Annotated in this window: 25 protein-coding genes; 22 read left to right on the forward strand and 3 right to left on the reverse strand. The window is 72.6% G+C overall.

What is annotated here, in order from left to right:
• Positions 1 to 130: 130 nt before the first annotated feature.
• From G3T38_RS17550 to dprA, 10 genes are all read left to right on the forward strand, one after another.
• Positions 131 to 1,387 (forward strand): ammonium transporter, encoded by a 1,257-nt coding sequence (locus G3T38_RS17550; protein WP_163773685.1) that lies wholly within the window; start codon positions 131 to 133, stop codon positions 1,385 to 1,387.
• Between the two features lie 169 nt (positions 1,388 to 1,556).
• Positions 1,557 to 1,910 (forward strand): 50S ribosomal protein L19, encoded by a 354-nt coding sequence (gene rplS / locus G3T38_RS17555; protein WP_163773688.1) that lies wholly within the window; start codon positions 1,557 to 1,559, stop codon positions 1,908 to 1,910.
• A gap of 58 nt (positions 1,911 to 1,968) precedes the next feature.
• Positions 1,969 to 2,823, forward strand: a complete 855-nt coding sequence (gene lepB / locus G3T38_RS17560) for a signal peptidase I (RefSeq protein WP_338037741.1) — start codon at positions 1,969 to 1,971, stop codon at positions 2,821 to 2,823.
• A 7-nt stretch (positions 2,824 to 2,830) separates the two neighbouring features.
• Positions 2,831 to 3,526 carry a ribonuclease HII gene (locus G3T38_RS17565; RefSeq protein WP_163773690.1) on the forward strand — a complete coding sequence of 232 codons (696 nt, stop codon included), beginning with the start codon at positions 2,831 to 2,833 and terminating at the stop codon, positions 3,524 to 3,526.
• Positions 3,527 to 3,556: 30 nt separating this feature from the next.
• Positions 3,557 to 3,865, forward strand: a complete 309-nt coding sequence (locus G3T38_RS17570; protein WP_163773692.1) for a DUF2469 domain-containing protein — start codon at positions 3,557 to 3,559, stop codon at positions 3,863 to 3,865.
• Positions 3,866 to 4,010: 145 nt separating this feature from the next.
• Positions 4,011 to 4,469 (forward strand): TadE/TadG family type IV pilus assembly protein, encoded by a 459-nt coding sequence (locus G3T38_RS17575; protein WP_163773694.1) that lies wholly within the window; start codon positions 4,011 to 4,013, stop codon positions 4,467 to 4,469.
• Positions 4,469 to 6,253 (forward strand): pilus assembly protein TadG-related protein, encoded by a 1,785-nt coding sequence (locus tag G3T38_RS17580; protein ID WP_163773696.1) that lies wholly within the window; start codon positions 4,469 to 4,471, stop codon positions 6,251 to 6,253. Before G3T38_RS17575 ends, G3T38_RS17580 begins: the two co-directional genes overlap by 1 nt.
• 99 nt (positions 6,254 to 6,352) lie before the next feature.
• Complete coding sequence (locus G3T38_RS17585) at positions 6,353 to 6,712, forward strand: YraN family protein (RefSeq protein WP_163773699.1); 360 nt, start codon at positions 6,353 to 6,355, stop codon at positions 6,710 to 6,712.
• A 122-nt stretch (positions 6,713 to 6,834) separates the two neighbouring features.
• On the forward strand, positions 6,835 to 8,418 hold the full coding sequence (locus G3T38_RS17590; protein ID WP_163773700.1) for a YifB family Mg chelatase-like AAA ATPase: 1,584 nt from the start codon (positions 6,835 to 6,837) through the stop codon (positions 8,416 to 8,418).
• Positions 8,415 to 9,572 carry a DNA-processing protein DprA gene (gene dprA / locus G3T38_RS17595; RefSeq protein WP_163773702.1) on the forward strand — a complete coding sequence of 386 codons (1,158 nt, stop codon included), beginning with the start codon at positions 8,415 to 8,417 and terminating at the stop codon, positions 9,570 to 9,572. The genes G3T38_RS17590 and dprA overlap by 4 nt, the downstream gene beginning before the upstream one ends.
• Before the next feature lie 305 nt (positions 9,573 to 9,877).
• Here dprA and G3T38_RS17600 read toward each other — a convergent pair whose 3' ends face one another.
• On the reverse strand, positions 9,878 to 10,519 hold the full coding sequence (locus G3T38_RS17600) for a M23 family metallopeptidase (RefSeq protein WP_163773704.1): 642 nt from the start codon (positions 10,517 to 10,519) through the stop codon (positions 9,878 to 9,880).
• A 395-nt stretch (positions 10,520 to 10,914) separates the two neighbouring features.
• Between G3T38_RS17600 and rpsB the strand changes: the two genes are divergently transcribed.
• The 9 genes from rpsB to G3T38_RS17645 all read left to right on the forward strand — a co-directional run bounded on the left by rpsB (position 10,915) and on the right by G3T38_RS17645 (position 19,518).
• The gene (rpsB, locus tag G3T38_RS17605) at positions 10,915 to 11,850 is read left to right on the forward strand and encodes a 30S ribosomal protein S2 (RefSeq protein WP_163773706.1); all 936 of its coding nucleotides are present in this window, start codon (positions 10,915 to 10,917) and stop codon (positions 11,848 to 11,850) included.
• Between the two features lie 115 nt (positions 11,851 to 11,965).
• Positions 11,966 to 12,778, forward strand: coding sequence for a translation elongation factor Ts (gene tsf, locus G3T38_RS17610; RefSeq protein ID WP_163773708.1), 813 nt, complete (start codon positions 11,966 to 11,968; stop codon positions 12,776 to 12,778).
• A gap of 270 nt (positions 12,779 to 13,048) precedes the next feature.
• Positions 13,049 to 13,765 carry a UMP kinase gene (gene pyrH, locus G3T38_RS17615; protein WP_338037743.1) on the forward strand — a complete coding sequence of 239 codons (717 nt, stop codon included), beginning with the start codon at positions 13,049 to 13,051 and terminating at the stop codon, positions 13,763 to 13,765.
• Between the two features lie 116 nt (positions 13,766 to 13,881).
• Positions 13,882 to 14,436 (forward strand): ribosome recycling factor, encoded by a 555-nt coding sequence (gene frr, locus G3T38_RS17620; RefSeq protein WP_338037744.1) that lies wholly within the window; start codon positions 13,882 to 13,884, stop codon positions 14,434 to 14,436.
• Positions 14,437 to 14,454: 18 nt separating this feature from the next.
• A complete protein-coding gene (locus tag G3T38_RS17625) occupies positions 14,455 to 15,342 on the forward strand; it encodes a phosphatidate cytidylyltransferase (protein WP_163773714.1) in 888 nt (295 codons plus the stop codon).
• Positions 15,343 to 15,412: 70 nt separating this feature from the next.
• Positions 15,413 to 16,171, forward strand: coding sequence for a hypothetical protein (locus G3T38_RS21225; protein ID WP_206675918.1), 759 nt, complete (start codon positions 15,413 to 15,415; stop codon positions 16,169 to 16,171).
• Positions 16,172 to 16,241: 70 nt separating this feature from the next.
• The gene (gene rlmN, locus G3T38_RS17635) at positions 16,242 to 17,387 is read left to right on the forward strand and encodes a dual-specificity RNA methyltransferase RlmN (protein ID WP_163773716.1); all 1,146 of its coding nucleotides are present in this window, start codon (positions 16,242 to 16,244) and stop codon (positions 17,385 to 17,387) included.
• A gap of 256 nt (positions 17,388 to 17,643) precedes the next feature.
• Positions 17,644 to 18,831 carry a glycosyltransferase family 4 protein gene (locus tag G3T38_RS17640; RefSeq protein ID WP_163773718.1) on the forward strand — a complete coding sequence of 396 codons (1,188 nt, stop codon included), beginning with the start codon at positions 17,644 to 17,646 and terminating at the stop codon, positions 18,829 to 18,831.
• A gap of 21 nt (positions 18,832 to 18,852) precedes the next feature.
• Positions 18,853 to 19,518, forward strand: a complete 666-nt coding sequence (locus G3T38_RS17645) for an AMP-binding protein (RefSeq protein WP_163773719.1) — start codon at positions 18,853 to 18,855, stop codon at positions 19,516 to 19,518.
• A gap of 87 nt (positions 19,519 to 19,605) precedes the next feature.
• Here G3T38_RS17645 and G3T38_RS17650 read toward each other — a convergent pair whose 3' ends face one another.
• On the reverse strand, positions 19,606 to 19,935 hold the full coding sequence (locus G3T38_RS17650) for a putative quinol monooxygenase (RefSeq protein ID WP_163773721.1): 330 nt from the start codon (positions 19,933 to 19,935) through the stop codon (positions 19,606 to 19,608).
• A gap of 289 nt (positions 19,936 to 20,224) precedes the next feature.
• Here G3T38_RS17650 and G3T38_RS17655 point away from each other — a divergent pair, with 289 nt between their 5' ends.
• The 3 genes from G3T38_RS17655 to ispG all read left to right on the forward strand — a co-directional run bounded on the left by G3T38_RS17655 (position 20,225) and on the right by ispG (position 23,919).
• Entirely contained in the window at positions 20,225 to 21,304 is a 1,080-nt protein-coding gene (locus tag G3T38_RS17655; protein ID WP_338037745.1) for a 1-deoxy-D-xylulose-5-phosphate reductoisomerase, read from the forward strand.
• A gap of 40 nt (positions 21,305 to 21,344) precedes the next feature.
• Entirely contained in the window at positions 21,345 to 22,706 is a 1,362-nt protein-coding gene (locus G3T38_RS17660) for a M50 family metallopeptidase (RefSeq protein WP_163773725.1), read from the forward strand.
• Positions 22,707 to 22,767: 61 nt separating this feature from the next.
• Positions 22,768 to 23,919: a flavodoxin-dependent (E)-4-hydroxy-3-methylbut-2-enyl-diphosphate synthase gene (gene ispG / locus G3T38_RS17665; protein ID WP_163773727.1), complete on the forward strand. Its 1,152-nt coding sequence runs from the start codon at positions 22,768 to 22,770 to the stop codon at positions 23,917 to 23,919.
• 594 nt (positions 23,920 to 24,513) lie between these two features.
• Here the strand turns inward: ispG and G3T38_RS17670 are convergent.
• Positions 24,514 to 24,779: PKD domain-containing protein (locus tag G3T38_RS17670; RefSeq protein WP_163773729.1), on the reverse strand; the 266-nt coding region annotated here is incomplete at its 5' end.

The raw sequence follows: 24,779 nt of genomic DNA on the forward strand, positions 1-24,779 counted from the left end.
AAGGGTGTTACGCGGTCGAAACAACTCGGCGCGCCCCCCGCAACACGGCGTCGGAAACATTCCCGCCGACGTGGTGACTGGCGACGGAGCGGTCGCACGGCTCCCTCCGAGACAAGCAAAGAGGTTGGCAATGGATACCGATCTTTCGTGGCAGCTGTTGTGCGCTGCTCTCGTGATCTTCATGACCCCGGGCCTGGCGTTCTTCTACGGCGGCCTGGTGAAGTCCAAGTCCGTGGTGTCGATGATGATGCTGAGCTTCGGCTCCATCGCGGTCGTCACCATCCTCTACGTGCTCATCGGCGGCACCGGGATCGCGGGCAACGGCACCGACGGCGGCAGCAAGCTGTTCGGCAACCCCTTCGAAGACTTCGCGATGTCGGACCTCGTGACGGGTGCCGGCAGCGGTGAGGCCGGCAACCTCTTCGGCGGCCACGCGTTCCTCGTCGCCTTCTGCATCATCACGGTCGCCCTCGTCTCGGGTGCGGTCGCCGACCGGGCGCGCTTCTGGCCCTGGATGCTCTTCGCGGCCCTCTTCACGACCTTCGTGGTCTTCCCGACGTTCCGCTGGATCTGGGGCGTCAACGCCGACGGTGAGTTCTACGGCTGGCTCGCGAACGACGTGTGGGGCCTCGGCCAGGGTGCCCTCGACTGGGCCGGCGGCACGGTCATCCACCAGTCCTCCGGTGCTGCGGCGCTCGCTCTCGCCCTCGTGCTCGGCCGCCGCAAGGTCGGCTTCACGAAGGAGGAGTCGGTGCCCCACAACGTGCCGCTCGTGCTCCTCGGTGCATCGATCCTGTGGTTCGGCTGGTTCGGCTTCAACACCGGCGTCTACGGCGCCGACGCGGGCCAGACGTCGCTCATCTTCTTCAACACGCTGGTCGCCCCGGCGGCTGCCCTCATCGGCTGGATCGTCATCGAGCAGCTCCGCGACGGCAAGGCCACCGCGGTGGGCGCCGCGTCCGGCATCGTGACCGGCCTCGTGGCCATCACCCCCGCCTGTGCGTTCGTGACCCCGCTGTGGGCCCTCGTCCTGGGCCTCGTCTCCGGTGCCATCTGCGCCTTCGCCGTGGACCTCAAGTTCAAGCTCGGCTACGACGACACCCTCGACGTCGTCGGCATCCACCTCGTGGCCGGCTTCATCGGCTGCCTCTACGTCGGTGTCTTCGGCTCCGAGGCGCTCACCGGCGGCAGCCTGGTCTTCGGCGGCGAGTGGAAGCTCTTCGCGGCGCAGCTGCTGTCGTCCCTCACGGTCATCGCCTTCTCGTTCGTCGTCGCCGGCGCGATCGGTCTGCTCATCGAGAAGACCATCGGCTTCCGCGCCAAGGAGGAGGACGAGATCGCGGGCATCGACACCGTGCTGCACGGTGACGGCTACGCCCTGAACTGATCCAGCCGCACGCGGCCCGCCCCGATTGGATCGGGGCGGGCCGTCTGTGCGAACATCACCAGTCGCGCCACGCACGCCTCTGCCACAGGGGAACTGCCGTGCCGGCGCGACTTCATCGGATCCGCACCATCGAACCGCGGCTGACCTGTGGCACTCGCGAGGAGCACACATGAGCAACAACGTCATCACCGAGCTCGCCGCGGCGAGCAAGCGCAGCGACATCCCCGCCTTCCGCGCCGGCGACACCGTCAAGGTGCACGTGAAGGTCGTCGAGGGCAGCCGCTCCCGCGTCCAGATCTTCCAGGGCGTGGTCATCCGCGTGCAGGGCTCGGGCATCGGCCGCACCTTCACCGTCCGCAAGGTCTCCTTCGGCGTCGGTGTCGAGCGCACCTTCCCGCTGCACTCGCCCATCTTCGAGACGATCGAGGTCGTCACCCGCGGTGACGTGCGCCGCGCGAAGCTGTACTACCTGCGCAACCTCCGCGGCAAGGCCGCCAAGATCAAGGAGCGTCGCGACAGCTGAACCGGCTTGCCGCGAGGCGCCCGAGCCGGGTGCCGCGCGGGTGGCTAGTCTCGTCCCCGTGACGTCCGACGACCGCGTGTCCCCCCACCCTCACGACGAGGACGGGGACCCGCGGTCGTCGTCGTTCTCCGACGATGCCGCGGAGGAGACGGCCGGCGGCACCACCACCGAGGCCGCGCCGGCGGGCCGGGCGAGGCGTCGACGCAAGCGCAAGCAGCTGCCCCTGTGGCAGGAGACGATCCTCCTCCTCGTGGTGGCCCTGACCCTGGCCTTCGTCATCAAGGCCTTCTTCCTCCAGGCGTTCTACATCCCGTCGGAGTCGATGGTGCCGGGCCTCCAGGTCAACGACCGGATCCTTGTCGAGAAGCCGTCGTACTGGGGCGACAACGGCCCCGAGCGCGGCGACGTCGTCGTGTTCGAGGACCCGGGCGGGTGGCTCGGCCCCGCCGCCGCGGAGGGCCCGAGCAACCCGATCGCGCAGGTCATGTCGAAGATCGGCCTCTACCCGACGGGCGGCCACCTCGTGAAGCGCGTGATCGGCCTCGAGGGGGACGTCGTCTCGTGCTGCGACGAGCAGGGTCGGATCCTGGTCAACGGCCAGCCCCTCGACGAGCCCTACCTGGCGGACGGCCTGCAGTGCAACGGCCCCGAGGTGAACGGCTGCACCGCCGACTGGGAGACGGTCGAGGTGCCGGAGGGCCAGATGTTCGTCATGGGTGACAACCGCGCGCAGTCCGAGGACTCCGCGGCGCGCATCTGCGACCCCGCGGTCAACACCGCGTGCACGACCGGGCGCGAGTTCGTGGACACCGACCTCGTCGTCGGCAAGGTCTTCGCGGTCGTGTGGCCCCGGTCGAGCTGGGACTGGCTGGAGCGCCCGGCGACGTTCGCCGACGTCCCCGACCCCCAGTGACCGCCGCGTGACCGCGCGTCCCCGCGGTGTCACGATCCGTCGGGACGCCGGGCTCTACGGCTACGAGCGCGCCCTGCGGAGGCACGGGCTCGGCCCGGTGGCGGGCGTCGACGAGGCCGGCCGCGGTGCCTGCGCCGGGCCGCTCGTCGCTGCCGCCGCGATCCTGCCCGAGGGCCGGTCCGGCGTCGTACCGGGGCTGGCGGACTCCAAGCTCCTGACCGCTCGGGCGCGCGAGCGCGCGTACGACGAGGTGCTGCGCCGCGCGCTCGCCTGGAGCGTGGTGGTGGTCGAGCCCGGGGACTGCGACCGGATGGGGATGCACGTCGCGAACGTGGAGGCGCTGCGACGGGCGGTGGCGCGCCTGACGATCGCCCCGTCGTACGTGCTGAGCGACGGGTTCGCGGTCGACGGGCTGCGCGCCCCGAGCCTGGCCGTGTGGAAGGGCGACCGGGTCGCCGGCTGTGTCGCCGCGGCCTCCGTGATCGCCAAGGTCACGCGGGACCGCATCATGACGGCGCACCACGAGGAGCACCCCGCCTACCGGTTCGACGTCCACAAGGGATACATCACGCCGCTCCACGAGGAGCGGCTGACCGCCCACGGGCCCTCCGTCCTCCACCGGTGGTGCTTCGTCAATGTGCGGCGCGCGGCTGCCGCCCGCTCGCTAGAGTCGCCCCCGGCGCGCCCGGCGCCGCCGGCGTGATCCCGTCCGTCCCCGCGTGAAGGAGCCTCGATGAGCACCGAAGACCTCGAGAAGTACGAGGCCGAGATGGAGCTCAAGCTCTACCGCGAGTACCGCGACGTCGTGAAGATCTTCAAGTTCGTGGTGGAGACCGACCGCCGGTTCTACCTCTGCAACAAGGTGGACGTGCGGTCGAAGTCGGAGCACGGCGAGGTGTTCTTCGACGTGACGATGTCGGACGCTTGGGTGTGGGACATGTATCGGCCGGCGCGCTTCGCCCGCAACGTGCGCGTGCTGACCTTCAAGGACGTCAACGTCGAGGAGCTGGCTCCCGACGACTTCGAGCCCCCGAAGGGCTGAGCGGCGCTTCCTCAAGAAGGCTGGCAAAATCTTGCGGCTTTCCAGAGGTTTGTTCTGCGACTCCGCGGACAAGGCGCCGTGACGGTCCTAGCCTGACCTGCGGGAGGGGACAACTGCGTCCCCGTGATCAGGTCGAGGTACGGCGATGGTGGTAGCGGCTGTGGTGGCCCGGCTCCGGGCGCGGAGCGCGGCGCGAGGGGAGCGCGGCGCGGCGGCGGTCGAGTTCGCCCTCGTGCTCCCGCTGCTGCTCCTGCTGCTGTTCGGGATCATCGCCTACGGCTACATGCTGAGCTTCCGCGGCTCCATGAGCCAGGCCGCCGCCGAGGGCGCCCGTGCGGCGGCGGTGTCGATCGATTCCTCGAAGCGTGAGGGCAACGCCCGCGCGGCCGTCGAGGAGGCCCTGCGGGCGTACGGCGTCTCGTGCTCCGACGCCGGCATGACCTGCACGTTCGACCCGGCGCCGGCGGGGTGCGCCGCCGGGACCAGCTGCTTCCAGGTCAGCCTGTCCTACGACTACGACGGCCACCCGCTCATCCCGCTCCCGCTCGTCGGCGCGGTCATGCCCGACACGCTCAGCTACGCCGCCTCGGCGAGGACGAGCTGATGCTGCGGCGGCTGCTGCTCGGCCCGTCCGGGCCGGCAGGGCGTACGTCGCGGGACGAGCGCGGTGCGGTCGCCCTGTTCGTCGCGCTCAGCCTCGCCCTGCTCATGATCATCACCGCGTTCGCGGTCGACCTCGGGATGCAGCGCGTCGCCCGACGGGACGCCCAGGCGATCGCCGACCTGGTGTCCCTCGACATGGCCCGCGAGCTCGACGGCCGGGCCAAGAGCGCGTACTCGGGCGCCGCGCTCGACCGTGCCTTCGCGGCGAGCGTGGACCGCAACGACGACGGCCTCGGCGCCGAGCCCGACGACTACTCCTACGAGCTGGGCCGGCTCGACGCCACGGGGTCGTTCCAGTCGATCGGTGGGAGCGTGGTGGCGACGGCGGTGAAGGTGACGGCGGTCGGTTCGGTGGGCTACCTCTTCACCGGCGGGCGGGGCGACGTGACGCGGAGCGCCGTGTCCACGTCCGACCAGTCGGCGTGCATCCGGATCGGGTCGTTCCTCGCCTCGCTCGACACGGCGCAGAGCGCTCTGCTCAACCCCCTCCTCAGCGCGCTGTTCGGCAGCGCCGTCAACCTCACCGCGGTCTCCTACCAGGGCCTGGCGGGTGCGAACGTGTCCCTGCTCGACCTCGTGCAGGTGCCCGGGCTCGGTGTCGGCACCGTCGACGAGCTGCTCGACCTGCCCGCGGTGCGGGTCGCGGACCTCTTCATCGCCTCGGCGACGGTGCTGGACCGCCAGGGCAAGGGCGTCCAGGCCGACGTGCTGCGGGCGTTGGCCGCGACGGTGGGGACACCGACGATCTCCGTGGCGGACCTCCTCGGCGTGCAGGGCACCCCGCAGGCCGCACTGGCCGCCAGCCTCAACGTGCTCGACCTCATCACGGGCGCGGCGTACCTCGTCAACGACGGGCGCACCGTGAACGTGCCCAACCTGGGGATCAACCTGCCCGGCGCCGTGGTGACGTCCACGAGGCTCACCATCGTCGAGCCGACGCAGGGGGCATGCCTCGGCGTCAACGACTCGGCGGAGACCGCGCAGGTGCGGCTCGACCTCACGGCGCGGGTGGAGGGTCGCACGATCAGCGCCCTGGGATCCAGCGTGAGCATGGACGCGACGGACCTCAGCCTCTCGATCGACCTCGGCAAGGCGGTCGCCACGCTGCTCGGGGTGCAGTGCAACCCGACCGGTCCGGACACGGTGCGCGTGCGGGTGCGGTCCGCCCTGGTGGGCGCGATCAGCCTCAACGCCTCCACGCGGTTGCGGGCGTCGATCGGGGTGCCGCTCGGGGACTCGCTCATCACGCCGATCCTGAACCTGCTGGGTCTCGGCAGCCTGCTCCGGCCGCCGTCGCTCGAGCTCGATGCCCCGGTGTCGATCGCCGGTCACGCGACGGCCGGCGGGTTCGACAAGGAGATCCCCCTCAAGCTGCCGGGCAGCTACGAGATCCCACAGGGTTCCGGGTCCGGTGTGCTTCTCACGGTGCCGTCCGTGTCGGTCACGTCGGCGACCACCCTCGACCTGCGCTACTGGGATCCGGGTCTGCTCGGCATCGGTGGGCAGTACCGCACGCAGCGCGTGCTCAACACGGCACCGCTGTTCAGCTCGGTCGTCAACCCGGTGCTGTCGTCACTGACCGGATCCGTGCTGACGCCCCTGGTGACGACGTTGCAGAACGCCTTGGTGCTGCCGCTGGCCGAGCTCCTCGGCGTCCAGCTGGGCGGAGCCGACGTCTTCGCGGTCCGGGAGCCGACCTGCCGGGCGCCGCGCCTGCGGCAGTGACAGCCCGGGGACCGTCCCCAGCGTCGGCCTGAGCCGCGCCTGTCCACAGACGCCCCGGTGCCGGTGGCCGCCCGGACGCCGACGGCCCACGGTGGAGCGGTGACCCATCACCGCCTCGCCCTCGGCGCCCACGGCGAGGAGCTCGCCGCGCGCCACCTCGTCGCCGCCGGCATGGTGCTGCTCGACCGCAACTGGCGCTGCGAGGCCGGTGAGCTCGACCTCGTGCTCCGTGACGGCGACGTGCTGGTGGTGTGCGAGGTGAAGACGCGGAGCTCGGCGGCGTACGGCTCCCCGTTCGAGGCCGTCACGCCTGCCAAGCTCGGGCGCCTCCGTCGCCTCGGCGCGCGCTGGATGACCGAGCACCGCCTGCGGGTCGAGCACGTGCGCATCGACATGGTCGGGGTGCTCTGCCCGCGCACCGGGCCGGCCGAGGTCGAGCACGTCGCGGGCATCGGGTAGCCCGCTCCCCGTCCCCAGCCGGCCCGCCGGGCCGGGTTCTCCACAGCAGCGGTCCGGGCCGACCCACGGGGCCGTCCGCGCTCCGAGGATCGATCCATGACTCCTCACCGCAGGGCCGCCTGATGGCGGTCGCCACCTCCCGCACCATCGCGCTCCAGGGCGCTACCGGCCACCTCATCGACGTGCAGGTCGACGTCTCGCCCGGCATGGTCGCCACGATCATGGTGGGCCGTCCCGACGCGGCGATCAGCGAAGCCCGGGACCGCTGCCGGATGGCCGTGTCGAACTCGGGCTTCGCCTGGCCCACGACCCGTCGCACGACGATCCTGCTCTCGCCCGCCGACCTGCCGAAACGGGGCACGCACTTCGACCTCGCCATCGCCGTCGCCGTGCTGGCCGCCGCCGTCGACCCGCGCAAGGACCCGCCGATCCCGACCGACGACGCGCTGTTCCTCGGGGAGCTCACGCTCGCCGGGGCGCTGCGCCCGGTGCCCGGGGTGCTGCCCATGGTGCTGGCCGCCGCCAGCCACGGGATCCGTCGTGTGTTCGTGCCCGAGCCGCAGGCCGCCGAGGCGGCGCTCGTGCCGGACGTCGCGGTGTTCGGCATGCGGTCGCTGGCCCAGGTCGTGGCCGAGCTCCGCGGCGTCGAGGTGCCCGAGGCGCCACCGGTCGTGGCCGAGTCCGGCAGCAGGCTGCTCTCGTGGCGCGGCCAGGAGCGCCTGGAGGAGGGCGACCTCGCCGACCTCGTCGGGATCGGGGAGGCGGTGTACGCCGCGGAGGTCGCCGCCGCGGGTGGTCACCACCTCCTGCTGCGCGGGCCGAAGGGTTCCGGGAAGACGACGCTCGCCGAGCGGATCCCGTCGATCCTGCCGGACCTCGACCACGAGGAGGCGCTCGAGCTGACCGCGATCCACTCGCTGGCCGGTGGGCCGGCGACGACCACGTTGATCAGCCGTCCGCCCTACCTGGCGCCCCACCACGGGGCGAGCCAGGCCAGCATCCTCGGCGGCGGCAGCGGACGCGCCCGTCCCGGCGCGGTGAGCCGGGCCCACAGCGGCGTGCTGTTCCTCGACGAGTTCCCGCTGTTCTCCAGCACCGTGGCGCAGGGACTGCGGGAGCCGCTGGAGAGCGGCGAGGTGACGATCGCGCGCGGGGAGGAGACCGCGACCTTCCCGGCGCGCGCGATGGTGGTCCTCGCCGCCAACCCCTGCCCCTGCGGGGAGCGTGACTCGGGCACGGGTGCCTGCACGTGCCCCTCGGTGAAGCTGCGGACCTACCAGGAGAAGCTCGAGGGCCCCGTCGCCGACCGCGTCGACATCGTGCGCGACGTGCGCCCGCCACCACGGGGAGGCGGCCCGGCGCTCGGGGCGGTGACCACCAGCGCCCAGGCGCGAGCACGGGTGACGGCGGCGCGCCGCCTCCAGGCGGAGCGGTACGTCGGCGCCAGCTGGCGCCTCAACGGCCACGCCCCCGGGTCCGCCCTGCGCGCCCGGTGGCCGCTGGACGGGGCGAGCGTCGAGCAGGTGGAGGCCCACGTCGACGACGGGCTCCTGACTCGGCGCGGGGCGACGCGGGTGCACCGCCTGGCCTGGACCGTCGCCGACCTCGCCGGTGCCCCGGCGCCCCGGCCCCAGGACGTGACCGTGGCCCTCGCGCTGCGCCTCGGCCTTCCCCTTCCGTTCGAGCTCGTGGAGCGTGCCGGATGAGCGTCGACGACCGCGAGCGGTTGGCCCGCGTCGCGCTCAGCCACATCGGCGAACCGGGCGACGCGCGTCTGCTGGAGATGGTGCGCCGCGTCGGCCCGGAGGCCGTGTACGAGGCCGTGTGCGAGGTGCAGCGGAACCCCCGGCGCGTCGATCGTGCCCTGTCCGGGGTGGCGGCGCGGGTCGACGGGGTCGAGCCCGGGCGTCGTCTGGAGCTGGCGATGCGTCAGGGTGCCCGCTTCGTGGTGCCGGGGGACGAGGAGTGGCCGACGGCGCTCGACGACCTCGCCGGGCTGCCCGCCCTCCATCGCCGCGGCGAGGTGCCGGTCGGTCTGTGGGTGCGGGGACCGCTCCGCCTCGACCAGGTGGGGCGCTCGGTTGCGATCGTCGGATCGCGTGCTGCGACCACGTACGGCGGACGCGCGGCCCACGACATCGCCTCCGAGGTCGCAGTCGCGGGTCTGTGCGTCGTGTCCGGAGCCGCCTTCGGCGTCGACCAGGCCGCTCACCGGGGTGCGCTCGGAGCCGGTGGTCCGACGATCGCGGTGCTGGCCAGCGGGGTCGACAAGGCCTACCCGGCCGCGCACGCCGCCCTGATCGACCTGATCGGCGACCACGGAGCGATCGTCTCGGAGGCGGCGCCCGGCCAGGCGCCGACCCGCATCCGCTTCCTGGCCCGCAACCGGCTCATCGCAGCCCTGTGCCGGGGCACGGTCGTCATCGAGGCGGCGCTGCGCAGCGGTGCGCTCAACACGGCCAGCTGGGCGGAGTCGGTCGGGCGCGTGGTCATGGGCCTCCCGGGTCCGGTCACCAGCGGGCTCTCCCAGGGTGTGCACGAGCTGATCCGGTCGCGCGCCGCGTTGCTGGTGACCAAGGGCGCCGAGGTCCTCGAGGCCGTCGGGGCGCCGGGGGAGCACCTCCTCGTCGTACCCCGGGGTCCGGCACGCCCCCGCGACCGCCTGACCGGTCGGCAGCAGCAGGTGCTCGACGCCGTCCCGGTCCACCGCGGCGCGACGGTGGCCTCCATCGCCCGGGCCGCGGGCGTCACCTCGGCCGACGCGCAGCGTGACATCGCCGAGCTCGACGCCGACGGGTTCGTCGAGCAGAGCGGTTCGGGGTGGCGCCTCGCTCCGCGACCGGGGAGCGACACGGGTTGACGTAGGTCAGCCAGGCAGGAAGGGGCACGAACGACGGGCCGGAGCCGGATCCGGGTGTCGTTCGTGCCCCTTTCCCCGTCCGATGTCTCTTGCGGCCCCTGCCCCCGCCCGGTTGCGTCCCGGGACGTCATGCGACGTGGTGGTTCCGGCCGGCGGTTCGCATGACGTCCCGAGGGACGAGGGCGGGCGGTGGCCGGGCGGTGGCCGGGCGGTGGCAAGGCCCCGTGGGACGTCATGCGGGCCGGTCGGCCGGGGCACCGCGCCGCATGACGTCGCGAGGGACGAGGCCGGGCGGGGCAGGGGCATCAGACTGCCCGCAGTCCGGCGTGACCCGCCCCGGCGCGCACCTCGGACGCGCCGTCCGCGGGCGTCGGCGGTGCAGGCGTCGCCGGAGCGGGGACGGGCAGCCGGGGGGAGGGGCGCGCCGCACGGGGGACGGTGCCGCTCGGCAGGCCGTCCAGGGGCACGAGGCGCACCGGGCCGGCCCCGACGAGGCGGAGCGGGTCGAGGTAGGTCTCGCCCTCCAACCAGCCCCAGTGCAGGCAGGCGCGGGGCGCGCAGTGCGACCCGGCCGGCTCCAACGTGCCGATCGTGCCGCCGCCCGCGACCGTGTCCCCGACGGTGACCGACGCCGCCACGGGCTCGTAGGTCGTGCGGGTCGCCCCGTGGCCCACCACCACGACGCCCCGCCCGGCGATCCGCCCCGCGAACGTGACGGTCCCGGGCAGCGCGGCGTGGACGACCTGGCCCGCACTGCCCAGGAGGTCCACGCCGCGATGACCCGCGCCGTACGGGTTCGTCGGCGGGTCGAAGCGCGTCACGACGGTCGGTTCCGGACGCAGCGGCCACCCGCCAACCGGGTCGTCGGCAGCGTGGGCGGCCGCACCGGGGAGCAGCAGGCCGGCGAGGGCGAGGGCAGGCAGGAGGTGGCGGCGACGGCGGGGCATGGAGGCATCGTGCTGGCCCGGCGCCGGTCGCGAGGGTCGTGCTGCGCGAGCTGTGGAGGACGCGGCGGGAGGGGCGGGCTGTGGACGATTGGCGTACGACGCGGGCGCGGGTCTAGGCTGGCCGCCGCAGCCCGCTGTATGGGTTGACTACGCGTGCTCGCTGACCGCGACATCGCGCACCGCTCCGGCGGTGCACGGTGACCGCCCGGGGGCGCGACCTTCAGTCCCGGTGTCCACCGGGTCCGGTCGCGTGCGAGCACCAGGACGACCGGCGACCGCCGGTCGTGACAACTGGGAACGATCAGGAGCTCCGCTCCCGGTCCGCGCCTCACGACGTCCGCGTCGTGCCAAGGGCGGACGCAACGGGTGCGCCTCCGGGAGAAGAGAAGAACATCATGGCAGTCGTGACCATGCGCCAGCTCCTCGAGAGCGGCGTCCACTTCGGACACCAGACCCGTCGCTGGAACCCGAAGATGAAGCGGTTCATCCTCACGGACCGCAACGGCATCTACATCATCGACCTCCAGCAGTCGCTGGCCTACATCGACCGCTCCTACGCGTTCGTCAAGGAGACGGTCGCCAAGGGCGGCACGATCCTCTTCGTCGGCACGAAGAAGCAGGCGCAGGAGGCCATCGCGGAGCAGGCCACGCGCGTCGGCCAGCCCTACGTCAACCAGCGCTGGCTCGGTGGCATGCTCACCAACTTCCAGACGGTGCACCAGCGGATCAACCGCCTCAAGGAGCTCGACGAGCTCGACTTCGACAACGTCGCCGGCTCGGGCCGCACCAAGAAGGAGCTGCTGCAGCTCAAGCGCGAGCGCGACAAGCTCGACAAGACGCTGGGCGGCATCCGCGAGATGAGCCGCACGCCCTCCGCCGTGTGGATCGTCGACACCAACAAGGAGCACCTGGCGGTCGAGGAGGCGCGCAAGCTGCGCATCCCGATCATCGGCATCCTCGACTCCAACTGCGACCCCGACGAGGTCGACTTCCCGATCCCGGGCAACGACGACGCGATCCGCGCCGTCGGCCTGCTGACGCGCGTCGTTGCCGACGCGGTCGCCGAGGGCCTCATCGAGCGCTCGGGCGGCAAGGCCGGCGCGACCGCCGAGGAGCCCCTGGCCGCGTGGGAGCGTGAGCTCCTGACGGGTGACGCCGAGCAGGCCGCCGTCGCCGCGACCGGTGGCGAGGCGGGCGACACGCCGGCCGCCGAGGCCACGGGTGCCGCGTCCGAGGCCGCTCAGGCCGACGCCGCCGTCGAGGCCGTCGAGACCGAGGCCGCTCCGGCGGAGGCGACCGAGGCCCCCGCCGAGGCCCCCGCCGAGGCCTGAGCCTCAGCTCGACCTGACCAGCACCGACGTCGCGCCGGGCTCGTGGACGCCGTTCCGCGGGCCCGGCGCGACGTAGCGCCACCCCCCACCCCCGAAGCCAGAGGAAGAAGACACCATGGCCAGCTTCTCTGCCGCTGACGTCAAGAAGCTCCGCGAGCTCACCGCCGCGGGCATGATGGACTGCAAGAAGGCACTGACCGAGACCGACGGCGACTTCGACAAGGCCGTCGAGCTCCTCCGCGTGAAGGGCGCCGCCAAGGCCGCCGCGCGCGGCGCCGAGCGCGAGACCTCCGCCGGCCTCGTCGCCTCGTCGGGCAACGCGCTCGTCGAGCTCAAGAGCGAGACCGACTTCGTCGCGAAGAGCGACGAGTTCGTCGCCGTCGCCCAGCAGATCGCGGACGCCGCCGCGGAGGCCAAGCCGGCCGACGCCGAGGCGCTCAAGGCCGTCCCGCTCGGCGACGGCACCGTCGGCTCGGTCGTCGAGGGCCTCGCGGTCAAGATCGGCGAGAAGATCGAGCTCGGCCAGGTCGCCGTGTTCGAGGGCGACACGGTCGTCTACCTGCACCGCCGCTCCGCCGACCTGCCGCCCGCCGTGGGCGTCATCGTCGAGTACTCGGGCGACGCCGAGGCCGCTCGCGGCGCCGCCATGCAGGCCGCCGCGATGCGCCCGCAGTTCCTCACGCGCGACGACGTGCCCGCCGACGTGGTCGCCAAGGAGCGCGAGATCGCCCAGGCTCAGGCCCAGGAGGAGGGCAAGCCCGAGCAGGTCGCCGCGAAGATCGCCGAGGGTCGCCTCAACGCGTTCTTCAAGGACGTCGTGCTGCTCGAGCAGCCCTCGGTCACGGAGAACAAGAAGTCCGTGAAGCAGATCCTCGACGCCGCCGGCACCACCGTGACGCGCTTCGCGCGCTTCGAGGCCGGCGCCTGATCGGAGGTGTCCCCTCCGGGCACGCGGGCCAGTAAGGTGAGGCCCGCTGTCCACCGGCAGCACTGACCCCGGCAGTGGTCCTCGCGATCCACCGCCACACGAGGAGGCCGGTCCGCATGACGTGCAGAGCTCCACGCCGTCACGCGGACCGGCCTTCGTCGTGCCCGGGTCACCGCCGCACCGATGCCGACCGCGTCGTCGCGGACCCACCCACCGCCTGACCGAGCCGCCCGCGCCCACCCGCCGCAGCGCCGTACCGAAAGGAACCCCGTGCCCGCATACCGCCGCGTCCTCCTCAAGCTCTCCGGTGAGGTCTTCGGAGGAGGGAGCGTCGGCGTCGATCCCGACGTCGTGTCGGAGATCGCCGCCGAGATCGCCTCCGTCGTCGAGGCCGGCGTGCAGGTCGCCGTCGTCACGGGCGGCGGCAACTTCTTCCGCGGGGCGGAGCTGCAGCAGCGGGGCATGGACCGCTCGCGCGCCGACTACATGGGCATGCTCGGCATCGTCATGAACTGCCTGGCCCTGCAGGACTTCCTCGAGAAGCTCGGCGTCGACACGCGCGTGCAGACCGCGATCACGATGGGTCAGGTCGCCGAGCCCTACATCCCGCGCCGCGCGATCCGCCACATGGAGAAGGGCCGCGTCGTCATCTTCGGCGCCGGCATGGGCATGCCGTTCTTCTCGACGGACACCGTCGCCGTGCAGCGTGCGCTGGAGAACAAGTGCGACGCCGTGCTCGTGGCGAAGAACGGGGTGGACGGCGTCTACTCCGCCGACCCGCGCATCGACCCCGACGCGGTCAAGCTCGACCAGGTGACCTACGACGAGGCGATCAGCCAGGGCCTGCGGATCATGGACCAGACGGCGTTCGCCCTGTGCGGGGAGAACAAGCTGCCGATGGTCGTGTTCGGCATGCAGCCGCAGGGCAACATCCTGCGCGTCGTGCAGGGTGAGAAGATCGGGACGCTCGTCAGCGCCGAGAGCTGAGCCGAGTCCACTCCGACCGGCCACGGCCCGGTTGCGGTGGGAGCCGAACGTAGACCAGAGTCGCTGGGCGTCAGCCCGACGAGCGACGCGCGCAGATCGATGAGGAGCAAGCAGTGATCAACGAGGTCCTGAACGAGGCCGACGGCAAGATGGACAAGTCGGTCGAGGCGACCCGCGAGGAGTTCGCCGCGATCCGCGCGGGCCGCGCCCACCCGAGCATGTTCAACAAGATCGTCGTCGACTACTACGGCTCCCCGACGCCGCTCCAGCAGCTCGCGTCGTTCACCGCCCCCGAGGCCCGGATCATCCTCATCTCGCCCTACGACGTGGGGGCGATGAACGCCATCGAGAAGGCGATCCGCGACTCCGACCTCGGCGTCAACCCGTCCAACGACGGCAAGGTGCTGCGCTGCGTGTTCCCCGAGCTGACCGAGGAGCGCCGCAAGGAGTTCATCAAAGTCGCCCGCACGAAGGCCGAGGAGGGTCGCGTCGCGGTCCGCAACCTGCGACGCACCGCGAAGCAGAACCTCGAGCGCCTCGAGAAGGACGGCGAGGTCGGCAAGGACGACGTCACCGGAGCCGAGAAGCGTCTCGACGGCCTCACCAAGAAGCACGTCGACGCGATCGACGACATGCTCAAGTCGAAGGAGTCCGAGCTGCTCGAGGTCTGAGCAGCCCGGAACCGCAGCGTGAGCGTGACTCCTCCCGACACCGGCGCCCCGGCAGCCCCCCCCGCGAAGGACCACGGGCGGGCAGGTCGCAACCTGCCCGCCGCGGTCGCGTCCGCGGTGGTGCTCCTGGGTGCCATCGCCGCGTCCCTGGCGTTCTACAAGACGGCCTTCATGGTGATCGTGGCGATCGCCGTCGTGGTCGCGGTGTGGGAGCTGCACCAGGGCTTCGCCGCGAAGGACATCGACCTCCCCGAGCAGCCGCTGATGGTCGGCGGCGTCGTGATGGTCGTCGTCGCGTACTTCTTCGGCGCGCCCGCCCTCGTCACCGCGACGGCGGTGACCGGCCTGGCCATCATGCTGTGGCTGCTCCACCGCGGTGTGGACGGCTATGTGCGCAACGCGTCGGCCGCGATCTTCGCGCTGATCTACGTCCCCTTCCTCGGCTCGTTCGTCGCGCTGCTGCTCGCCGAGGGCGGCTCGACCGGCTTCGAGGGGTACGACGACGGGGTGCGCGGCGTCATCGCCTTCGTGCTCGTGACGATCGCGTCCGACATCGGCGGGTACGTCGCGGGCGTGCTCTTCGGCAAGCACCCGATGGCCCCCGTCATCTCGCCCAAGAAGTCGTGGGAGGGCTTCGCGGGTTCCGCGATCGCCTGCGTGGTCGTCGGATGGCTGCTCGTCGAGTACCTCCTCGACGGCGACTGGTGGGTCGGCATCTGCCTCGGCCTCATCACGGTCGTCATGGCCACCCTGGGCGACCTCTGCGAGTCGGTCATCAAGCGCGACCTCGGCATCAAGGACATGAGCCAGGTCATCCCGGGCCACGGCGGCCTCATGGACCGGCTGGACTCGCTGCTCGCCACCGTCGCCCCGACGTGGTTGCTGCTGCACTACCTGGTCTTCTGACCCCCGGCGCGCCGTGCCGCCGCCGCTCGCCCCGCCACTAAGGTGAGCGCCGACGAGAGGGGGCCGCACCGTGCGAGCCAAGTGGGTGGCGGTCGCCGTCGCCGGCGCCGGAGCCGCGTACGCCGCGGACCGGGCCCGTCGTGGACGCCGGGCCCTCCCGGCGGGCCCCGCAGCCCCGGCCGCGCTGCCCGAGCCGGTCGCGCCGCTCGTCCTCGAGGAGCCCGAGGCGGTCGAGCCCGTCGAGCCCGTCGAGCCCGTGGCGTCGCCCGAGCCCGTCGCGGACGAGGTGCTGACGGCCACCGGTCCGCTCGAGCCGGTGCGCGACGAGCCGGAGCCGGAGCCCGAGCCGGAGCCTGACCCGGAGCCCGAGCCTGACCCGGAGCCCGAGCCGGAGCCCGAGCCGGAGCCCGAGCCGGAGCCCGAGCCCGAGCCCCTCGCGCCCCCGACGGTCGAGGTGGCGGCGGTCCGCGCCGTACCGGAGCCGGAGCCCGCGTCCGAGCAGGCGATCGAGCTGGAGCCCGAGGACCAGGACGAGGACGAGGAGCCGGGGTCGACGAAGGTCGCCCTGAGCGGGTTCTACACCGGTCTGGTCTGCATGCTCTTCGCCCCGGTGCTCTACTTCAGCGCCACGGACTGGCTGTTCGAGGCGGAGACGTCGGCGCAGCTGACCCCGTTCGTGCTGCTCCTCCTGGCCGTGCCGGCGATCCTGGTGGCGGTGCCGCGGACGCGGCGGTTCGGGCTCTACATGGTGCTCGGGCTCGCCCTGACCGGCGTCGTGGTCGCGACCACCGCGATCGTGGTCCTGTTCCTGCTGTTCCGCGCCGGCTGACCTCCCCCGCCGGGGGGCGGTCGCTCGCGTTTCGGCGCAGGCGTGGCTGCGGTGGGATGATCGGGGGGCGATGTCCGAGAACACCCCCACGCCCGAGCCCCAGCGCACCTCCCTGCCCCTCGTCATGGAGGCGCCGCGGGGGCGCGCGAAGCCGCCGCGCCACCTGGCCGACCTCGACGAGGCCGGGCGCAAGGCGCTGCTCGAGGAGTCCGGCCTGCCGGGCTTCCGGGCCAAGCAGCTCTCGCACCACTACTTCGCGCGCCTGACCTCCGACCCGGCGGAGATGACGGACCTCCCGGCGGCCCAGCGCGAGGAGCTGGCGGCAGCGCTGTTCCCGCGGCTCCTGACGCCCGTGCGCACGATGGAGGCTGACAAGGGCACCACCCGCAAGACGCTCTGGCGGCTCTTCGACGGCGCGCTCGTGGAGTCGGTGCTGATGCGCTACCCCCAGCGGGCCACGATCTGCGTCTCGAGCCAGGCCGGCTGCGGCATGGCCTGCCCGTTCTGCGCCACCGGCCAGGGCGGCCTCCAGCGCAACATGAGCGCGGCGGAGATCGTCGACCAGGTCGTCGACGGCGCGCGGGCGATGGCCCGCGGCGAGGTCGCCGGCGGTCCCGGACGTCTCTCCAACGTCGTGTTCATGGGCATGGGGGAGCCGCTCGCCAACTACAAGGCGGTCGTGGCGGCGGTGCACCGGCTCACGGATCCGGCGCCCGCGGGGCTCGGTCTCTCGGCCCGCAACGTCACGGTCTCCACGGTCGGCCTCGTGCCCCGGATCCTGCAGCTGGCCGAGGAGGGCGTGCCGGTCACGCTCGCGCTCAGCCTCCACGCGCCCGACGACGAGCTGCGCAACGACATCGTGCCGATCAACACCCGCTACTCGGTAGCGGAGACGGTCGACGCGGCCTGGGAGTTCGCGCGGCGCACGAAGCGTCGCGTGTCGGTGGAGTACGCGATGATGCGCGACGTCAACGACCAGGCGTGGCGAGCGGACCTCCTCGCCGACGTGCTCAACGCGCGGGGCGACTGGGGCTGGGTGCACGTCAATCTCATCCCGCTCAACGAGGTGCCCGGCTCGCGCTTCACGCGGTCGCGCGACGCCGACACCGCCGAGTTCGTGCGTCGGCTCGAGGCCAAGGGCATCAGCACGACGATCCGCGACACCCGCGGCGACGACATCGACGCGGCCTGCGGCCAGCTCGCCGCAGCCGAGTAGTCCCCCCAGCGCCGGACAGCGCGACGGTCCGCTGAGCACCTGTCTGCTCTGCGGACCACCGCGCTGTCGTCCCTGCTCCCCGAGCCCAGGTGAACGCCGCGTGACGCGGAGGCAGCGGTGTCCGGTGGAGATTCCCGCTCGGTTCAACTGGCGTCCATCGGCGCCGCCCCGCCCCGTTCCGGCCCGCTCCTAGCGTCCGACCCGTCAGCGAGCGCACAGCGACGACGACTGTGCCCCGACGGAGGAGGACCGCCGCATGCGGCTGCACCGTTCGAGCCCGAGCACCGTCACGCACCTCCCGCGCCGCGGGGACCGCCTGCGGGTGCTGGTCGTCAGCGAGTCGTTCCTGCCGCAGGTGAACGGGGTGACGAACTCGGTACGCCGCGTGCTGGAGCACCTCGCGGCCGAGGGCCACGAGGCCGAGCTGGTGGCGCCGACGGGACCCGCGACGTACGCGGGGTTCCCCGTCACCATCTGTCGCGGCGCCCACCTGCCGTTCTACCGCGACTTCCGCATCGGGCTCGAGACGCAGCGTCGCCTGCGGGCCGCGATGGAGCGGTTCCGCCCGGACGTCGTGCACATCGCCTCCCCGGCGACCCTGGGCTACCAGGCGGCACGGGCCGCCGCGGACCTGGGGATCCCCACGGTCGCGATCTACCAGACGGACCTCGTCGGGTTCGCGGACCGCTACGGCATCGCCGGCGGCACGCGGGCGATGTCCTACCTCACGCGTCGCATCCACACGAGCGTCGACCGGACGCTCGCTCCCTCGACCGCCAGCCTCCGTCAGCTCGAGCAGATGGAGGTGCCCGGTCTGGGCCGCTGGCCACGCGGGGTCGACCTCACGCAGTTCGACCCCGCGTGCCGTGACGACGAGCTGCGCCGTCGGCTCGCGCCGAACGGTGAGCTGCTGGTCGGGTACGTCGGTCGCCTCGCTCCCGAGAAGGAGCTCGAGCTGCTCACGCACGTCGACCGCCTGCCCGGCGTGCGGGTGGTGATCGTCGGTGGCGGTCCGGAGGAGGAGCGCCTGCGCGGGCTGCTGCCGGACGCCGCGTTCCTCGGGGTGCTGCACGGCGCGGAGCTCGCCGCGGCGTACGCCAGCCTCGACGTCTTCGTCCACACCGGCCGCCACGAGACCTACTGCCAGGCCGCGCAGGAGGCGCTGGCCTCCGGCGTGCCGGTCGTCGCGCCGCGGGCCGGCGGCCCGATCGACGTGGTCGACGACGGCACCGCCGGCTACCTCTACGAGCCCGGCAGCGGGGCGGCGATGGCGACCTACGTGCGGATGCTCCACGAGAACGCGCCCCTGCGGCGCCGCGCCGCCCTCGCTGCGCGGCGCAGCGTCGAGGGCCGGTCCTGGGCGGCGGTCAACGCCCTGCTCGTGCGGCACTACCGCGAGGTGCTCGCCGAGCGCCGCGCCGTCCGGTCGGCGCGGGCGGCCTGACGCGCCACTAGGCTCCGGAGGGTGACGAACCTCGCGTACGACGCTCTCGACCTCCACGTCATCCGCGGCCGCGCGGAGGCGCCGGCCGTCTCGACGCCCGACCGGGAGGTCGACTACGCGACGGTGCTGGAGGAGGTCGGTGCCCTCGCGGGTGCGATGCGTGCGCTGGGCGTGGCGCCCGGGGCGTCGGTGCTCGTGGCGCTGGCGGACGAGTACGACGAGCTGCTCGCCTTCCTCGCCGCGCTCCGCCTGCGGGCGGTGCCCGTGCTGGTCGAGCGCGTGCACGCGGCCGTCGAGCCCGAGGCGGCCCCGGCCGCACACCTTCCCTCGGCGGCGACCCTGGCGGTGCGCCACCGCCCCCACCTGGTCGTGTCGGCGGTGCCCTGGCCCGGCCACGTGCACCGCCCCGCGGCGGTGCTCTACCGGGGCCCGGAGCCCCAGGACCCCGAGACCGAGGTCGCGTGGGAGCTGGCGCTGCGGGCCGGGCGCACCGATCCGGCGCCCGCGTCGCGCGCCGACGAGGTCGACGAGCCACCGACCGACGCCCACGAGGCGGCCGCCGAGGCGTGCGCGTACGTCGTGGGGAACCGTGCCGTGCTGCACCGCGAGGTGCCCGAGGCGGCCACCCAGGTCGGCCGCCGCCTGGGCGGGCTGCTCGGCGGGCGTCCGGTGACGCTGGGGCGCTGAGTCCCGCGGGTAGTCCCTGACGTCTCCGTCCACGTGGATCGTTCTCACGGTCGGGAACGTCAGGGACTACCGGACGCAGAGGTCGGATCAGCCCCGGTCGACGGCCATCTCGCCGAGCTCGGACCAGCCGTCGGCGTCGACGTCCTGGCTGACGATGCGCGGGGTCGCCGCGAGGTAGCGGGGGAGCTTCTCCTGCGCCGCCTTGAAGTGGTCGGACTGCACGTGGGCCGCTCCGGCGTCGCCGTCGTCGAAGGCCTCGACGAGCACGTACTGGTGCGGGTCGGTCACCGAGCGCGACCAGAAGAACCACTTGCAGCCGGGCTCGGCGTTGCACGCCTCGGTGAACTCGCGGGAGATCTCGGGCCAGTCGTCGGCGTGCTCGGGCAGCACGTCGAAGACGGCGGTGATGAAGATCAAGGTCGCTCCTCGGGTCGGGACTGGGTCGTCGCCAGTCTGCCGGGAGGAGGAAGGGGTGGGGGCGGGTGCGGACGGGCGCGCCCCAGTGCGTCCGTCCGCCCCCACGTCATGCTTGCAGATTCCTTGAAGATTCGTGGAGATCTGCTTGAGGTCGTCAACGATCCCCGACGCCGGAGGTCACGCCGCGCGGCGGGCCTGCGACACTCCGGCCGTGACCTCGACGACCTCGTCCTCGCCGTCCGCACCCCTCCCGGGCGGCGGCCCCGCGCCCCACCGCCGCGACGTCGTCGTGCTGGGCTCCACCGGATCGGTCGGCACCCAGGCGCTCGAGCTGGCCCGCCGCCACCCCGACCGCTACCGCGTCGTGGGACTGACGGCCGGGGGGTCCAACCCGGACCTCTTCGAGCAGCAGGTCGCGGAGTTCGCGCCGGCGTACTCCGGGCTGGGGGAGGAGGCCTCGGTCGAGGCCGCCGGTCTCGCGGCGGACGTCGTGCTCAACGCGATCACCGGGGCGGTGGGCCTGCGGCCGACCCTGGCGGCGCTGGAGGCCGGGTCGACGCTGGCCCTGGCCAACAAGGAGTCGCTCATCATCGGCGGCCCGCTCGTGGTGGGGGCGGCCGCTCCCGGTCAGATCGTGCCGGTGGACTCGGAGCACTCCGCGGTTGCCCAGTGCCTGCGCGGGGGACGGGCCGAGGAGGTGCGCCGCCTGGTGCTGACGGCGTCCGGTGGGCCGTTCCGCGGACGTACCCGCGCGGAGCTCGCCGACGTCACCCCCGCCGAGGCGCTGCAGCACCCGACGTGGGCGATGGGCCCGGTCATCACCGTCAACTCGGCCACGCTGGTCAACAAGGGGCTCGAGGTGATCGAGGCGCACCTGCTCTTCGGCCTGCCGTTCGAGCGCATCGACGTGGTCGTGCACCCGACGAGCGTCGTGCACTCGATGGTGGAGTTCGTCGACGGCTCGACCCTCGTGCAGGCGAGCCCGCCCACGATGATGATCCCGATCGCGCTGGGCCTCAGCTGGCCCGACCGCGTGCCCGACGCGGCGCCGTCGGTCGACTGGTCGCGGCCCGAGACCTGGGAGTTCCACCCGCTCGACGACGAGGCCTTCCCGGCGGTCGACCTGGCCCGTCGGGCCGGTACGGCGGGGTCCACCGCCCCGGCGGTCTACAACGCCGCCAACGAGGTGTGCGTCGAGGAGTTCCTGGCCGGTCGCCTGCCGTTCGTCGACATCGTGCCGACGGTGGCCAGCGTTCTCGGGCGCCACGACGTACCCTCGATCGAGCCGCTCACCGTCGACGCCGTCCTGGACGCCGACGCGTGGGCACGCGAGACCGCCCGGGCCCTGCTCGGGTCGGCCTCGGCCTAGCAGACCCGCACGACCCCGCTCCGCACCCCGAAGGACCGTCATGACCGCCGCCCTGCTCTACACCCTCGGTGTCGTCGTGTTCGTCGTGGCGATCCTGGTCTCGATCGCCCTCCACGAGCTCGGCCACATGATCCCGGCGAAGGCGTTCGGCGGGAAGGTGACGCAGTACTTCGTCGGCTTCGGTCCGACCGTCTGGAGCAAGCAGGTCGGCGAGACGGAGTACGGCGTCAAGGCGATCCCGCTCGGCGGCTACGTCAAGATCGTGGGGATGCTGCCGCCCGGCGCCGACGACCTGGCGGAGCAGGCGGGCGTGGACCCCGGCGGCGAGCCCGTCTACCGGGTCCGCAAGTCCAACACCGGCATGTTCACCCAGCTCGTCAGCGACGCGCGCGCCGCCGAGTGGGAGACGATCGGCCCGGAGGACGCCGACCGGCTGTTCTACAAGATGCGGCCCTGGAAGAAGATCGTCGTGATGGCGGCGGGCCCGAGCGTCAACATCGCGATCGCCTTCGGAATCTTCGCGGGCGTGTTCGCGACGTACGGCAACCCCGACGACCAGCGCACCACCACGACGGTCGGGACGATCTCGCAGTGCGTGGTGCCGTACGCCGAGTCCGGTCGCGAGTGCACCGCCGAGGACCCGGTCACCCCGGCCGTGGCCGCGGGGCTGCAGCCCGGTGACGAGATCGTCGCCTTCAACGGCACCCGGATCAGCGACTGGCGGCAGATGCAGGACCTCATCCGCGGCAACTCCGACGGGCAGGCGCAGATCGTCGTCGAGCGCGACGGCCGTGAGCTCACGCTGACCACCAACACCACCGTCACGGCGCGCCCCAGCAACGACGAGGACGCGGACCCCGCAGCGACGACGGAGGTCGGCTTCCTCGGGGTCACCCCCACGACGGAGCTCGGCACCGGCGGACCGATCTACACGCTGGAGCAGATGGGCACCATGACGGTGCGCACCGCAGAGGCGCTCGTGCAGCTGCCCGCCAAGGTGTTCGGGGTGGGCAAGGCCATCGTCGGCCTCCAGGAGCGCGACCCGGAGAGCCCCGTGTCGATCGTGGGCGGCGGTCGCATCGCCGGCGAGACGACGGCGCTGGAGGAGTTCCCGGTGCAGGAGAAGGTCGTCTTCCTGCTCCTGCTCATCGCGGGCTTCAACTTCTTCATCGGCATGTTCAACTTCATCCCGCTGCTACCGCTCGACGGTGGACACATCGCGGGCGCGGCGTACGAGGGGATCCGCCGGCGGCTCGCCCGCCTGCGGCGTCGACCCGACCCGGGCTACGTGGACGTCGCGCGGCTGCTGCCGGTGGCGTACGTCGTCGGCTCGGCCATCCTGGTGATGGGCATCGTGCTCATCGTCGGCGACCTCGTGGTGCCGCTCAGCCCGTACTCGTGAGCGGGGCGCACCGGACCTTGCCGAGTCGGTGGGGCGGGGGAGTGCCGCGTAGCATCGAGCCATGAGCTCTGTCGCCCTGGGCATGCCTGCGGTCCCGCCTCCGGTGCTCAGCCCGCGCCGCACCACCCGCCAGATCCAGGTCGGCTCCGTCGGCGTCGGCAGCGACCACCCGATCTCGGTGCAGTCGATGACCACCACGCTGACGTCCGACGTCAACGCGACCCTCCAGCAGATCGCCGAGCTGACCGCGTCGGGCTGCGACATCGTGCGCGTCGCCTGCCCGAGCCAGGACGACGCCGACGCGCTGCCCGCGATCGCGCGCAAGTCGCAGATCCCCGTCATCGCGGACATCCACTTCCAGCCGAAGTACGTCTTCGCCGCCATCGAGGCCGGGTGCGCGGCCGTGCGCGTCAACCCCGGCAACATCCGGAAGTTCGACGACCAGGTCAAGGAGATCGCGCAGGCCGCGACCGACCACGGCACCTCGATCCGGATCGGCGTCAACGCCGGCTCGCTCGACAAGCGGCTGCTCGAGAAGTACGGCAAGGCGACCCCCGAGGCGCTCGTCGAGTCGGCCGTCTGGGAGGCGTCGCTCTTCGAGGAGCACGGCTTCCGCGACTTCAAGATCTCGGTCAAGCACAACGACCCCGTCGTCATGGTGCGGGCCTACGAGCTCCTTGCCGATGCCGGTGACTGGCCCCTCCACCTCGGCGTGACCGAGGCCGGCCCGGCCTTCCAGGGCACCATCAAGTCGGCGACCGCCTTCGGTGCACTGCTCAGCCAGGGCATCGGCGACACGATCCGCGTCTCCCTCTCCGCCCCGCCGGTGGAGGAGGTCAAGGTCGGCCTGCAGATCCTCGAGTCCCTCAACCTGCGCCCCCGCCGTCTCGAGATCGTCTCCTGCCCGAGCTGCGGCCGCGCGCAGGTCGACGTCTACACGCTCGCCGAGCAGGTGACCGCCGGGCTCGACGGCCTCGAGGTGCCGCTGCGCGTCGCCGTCATGGGGTGCGTCGTCAACGGGCCCGGCGAGGCCCGCGAGGCCGACCTCGGCGTCGCCTCCGGCAACGGCAAGGGGCAGATCTTCGTCAAGGGCGAGGTCATCAAGACCGTCCCCGAGAGCCAGATCGTGGAGACCCTCATCGAGGAGGCCATGCGGATCGCCGAGAGCATGGAGCCCGTCGAGGGCGCCGGCGCCGAGGTGTCCGTCTCCTGACCCGCCTGCCGGTACGGCGCGGAGTCCTCGCGCTCGGCCGGTACGGCGCGGGGTCGCGCCCCCGAGGCTCTTCGCCTGGTGCGTGCGGCTGCCCGGTGCCCGGTGCCCGGTGCCCGGTGCGGAGTGCCGGGCGGGTGCCGTAAGTGTGACCTTGGTGCGTCCGTGGGTGAGCCGGGCGTGTCCTAGCCGCACAGTTCGGTGGGGGTGGGGCGGCGGCCGCTTCGGACCTCTGCCGGACGACGCGGGCGACGGGCTCGGGGCTGGCTCGGGCGGGTGCCGGAAGTGGGACCTTGGTGCGTCCGTGGGTGAGCCGGGTGTGTCCTAGCCGCACAGTTCGGTGGGGGTGGGGCGGCGGCCGCTTCGGACCTCTGCTGGACGACGCGTGCGACGGGCCCGGGGCTGGCTCGGCTCGGCTCGGCTTGGCTCGGGCGGGTGCCGGAAGTGGGACCTTGGTGCGTCCGTGGGTGAGCCGGGCGTGTCCCGGCCGCACAGTTCGTGCGGCCGGACGCCGCTGTGCGTCCGAAGCCCCCGCGAAAGGGGCGCAGACGACAAGTCCGAGGCCGGGGTCGGTGTCGTAGATGGCCCTTTTGGGAGTCAGTCGGTGAGGACGGGGGTGGCTTCGCGTACCTGGAGGTCGGTGGTGGGGCTGGGCATGTCGACGGTGCCGTTGACGCGTTGCCAGGGGCCGTTGTTGACGCGGAAGTCGGCGGTCCAGGTGGTGGTGAGGCGGGTGGGGTAGGTGCCGGTGCGGGTGTAGGTGTGGGTGATGTCGAGGTCGGGGTAGGGGGCGCCGGGGGTGGTGGTGGTCGTGGTGGTGCCGTCGCCGAAGTCCCAGGTGTAGGTGGTGGGGGTGATGTCGA

Origin of the sequence: Nocardioides zeae, from assembly GCF_010686755.1 — a bacterium.
Lineage (GTDB): Bacteria > Actinomycetota > Actinomycetes > Propionibacteriales > Nocardioidaceae > Nocardioides > Nocardioides zeae.

Excerpts from the sequence above, each read along its gene's own strand:
- G3T38_RS17550 (WP_163773685.1), top strand. The coding sequence starts at position 131 with ATGGATACCGATCTTTCGTGGCAGCTGTTGTGCGCTGCTCTCGTGATC.
- rplS (WP_163773688.1), top strand. The coding sequence starts at position 1,557 with ATGAGCAACAACGTCATCACCGAGCTCGCCGCGGCGAGCAAGCGCAGC.
- G3T38_RS17570 (WP_163773692.1), top strand. The coding sequence starts at position 3,557 with ATGAGCACCGAAGACCTCGAGAAGTACGAGGCCGAGATGGAGCTCAAG.
- G3T38_RS17575 (WP_163773694.1), top strand. The coding sequence starts at position 4,011 with ATGGTGGTAGCGGCTGTGGTGGCCCGGCTCCGGGCGCGGAGCGCGGCG.
- G3T38_RS17580 (WP_163773696.1), top strand. The coding sequence starts at position 4,469 with ATGCTGCGGCGGCTGCTGCTCGGCCCGTCCGGGCCGGCAGGGCGTACG.
- G3T38_RS17590 (WP_163773700.1), top strand. The coding sequence starts at position 6,835 with ATGGCGGTCGCCACCTCCCGCACCATCGCGCTCCAGGGCGCTACCGGC.
- dprA (WP_163773702.1), top strand. The coding sequence starts at position 8,415 with ATGAGCGTCGACGACCGCGAGCGGTTGGCCCGCGTCGCGCTCAGCCAC.
- G3T38_RS17600 (WP_163773704.1), bottom strand. The coding sequence starts at position 10,519 with ATGCCCCGCCGTCGCCGCCACCTCCTGCCTGCCCTCGCCCTCGCCGGC.
- rpsB (WP_163773706.1), top strand. The coding sequence starts at position 10,915 with ATGGCAGTCGTGACCATGCGCCAGCTCCTCGAGAGCGGCGTCCACTTC.
- tsf (WP_163773708.1), top strand. The coding sequence starts at position 11,966 with ATGGCCAGCTTCTCTGCCGCTGACGTCAAGAAGCTCCGCGAGCTCACC.
- rlmN (WP_163773716.1), top strand. The coding sequence starts at position 16,242 with ATGTCCGAGAACACCCCCACGCCCGAGCCCCAGCGCACCTCCCTGCCC.
- G3T38_RS17640 (WP_163773718.1), top strand. The coding sequence starts at position 17,644 with ATGCGGCTGCACCGTTCGAGCCCGAGCACCGTCACGCACCTCCCGCGC.
- G3T38_RS17660 (WP_163773725.1), top strand. The coding sequence starts at position 21,345 with ATGACCGCCGCCCTGCTCTACACCCTCGGTGTCGTCGTGTTCGTCGTG.
- ispG (WP_163773727.1), top strand. The coding sequence starts at position 22,768 with ATGAGCTCTGTCGCCCTGGGCATGCCTGCGGTCCCGCCTCCGGTGCTC.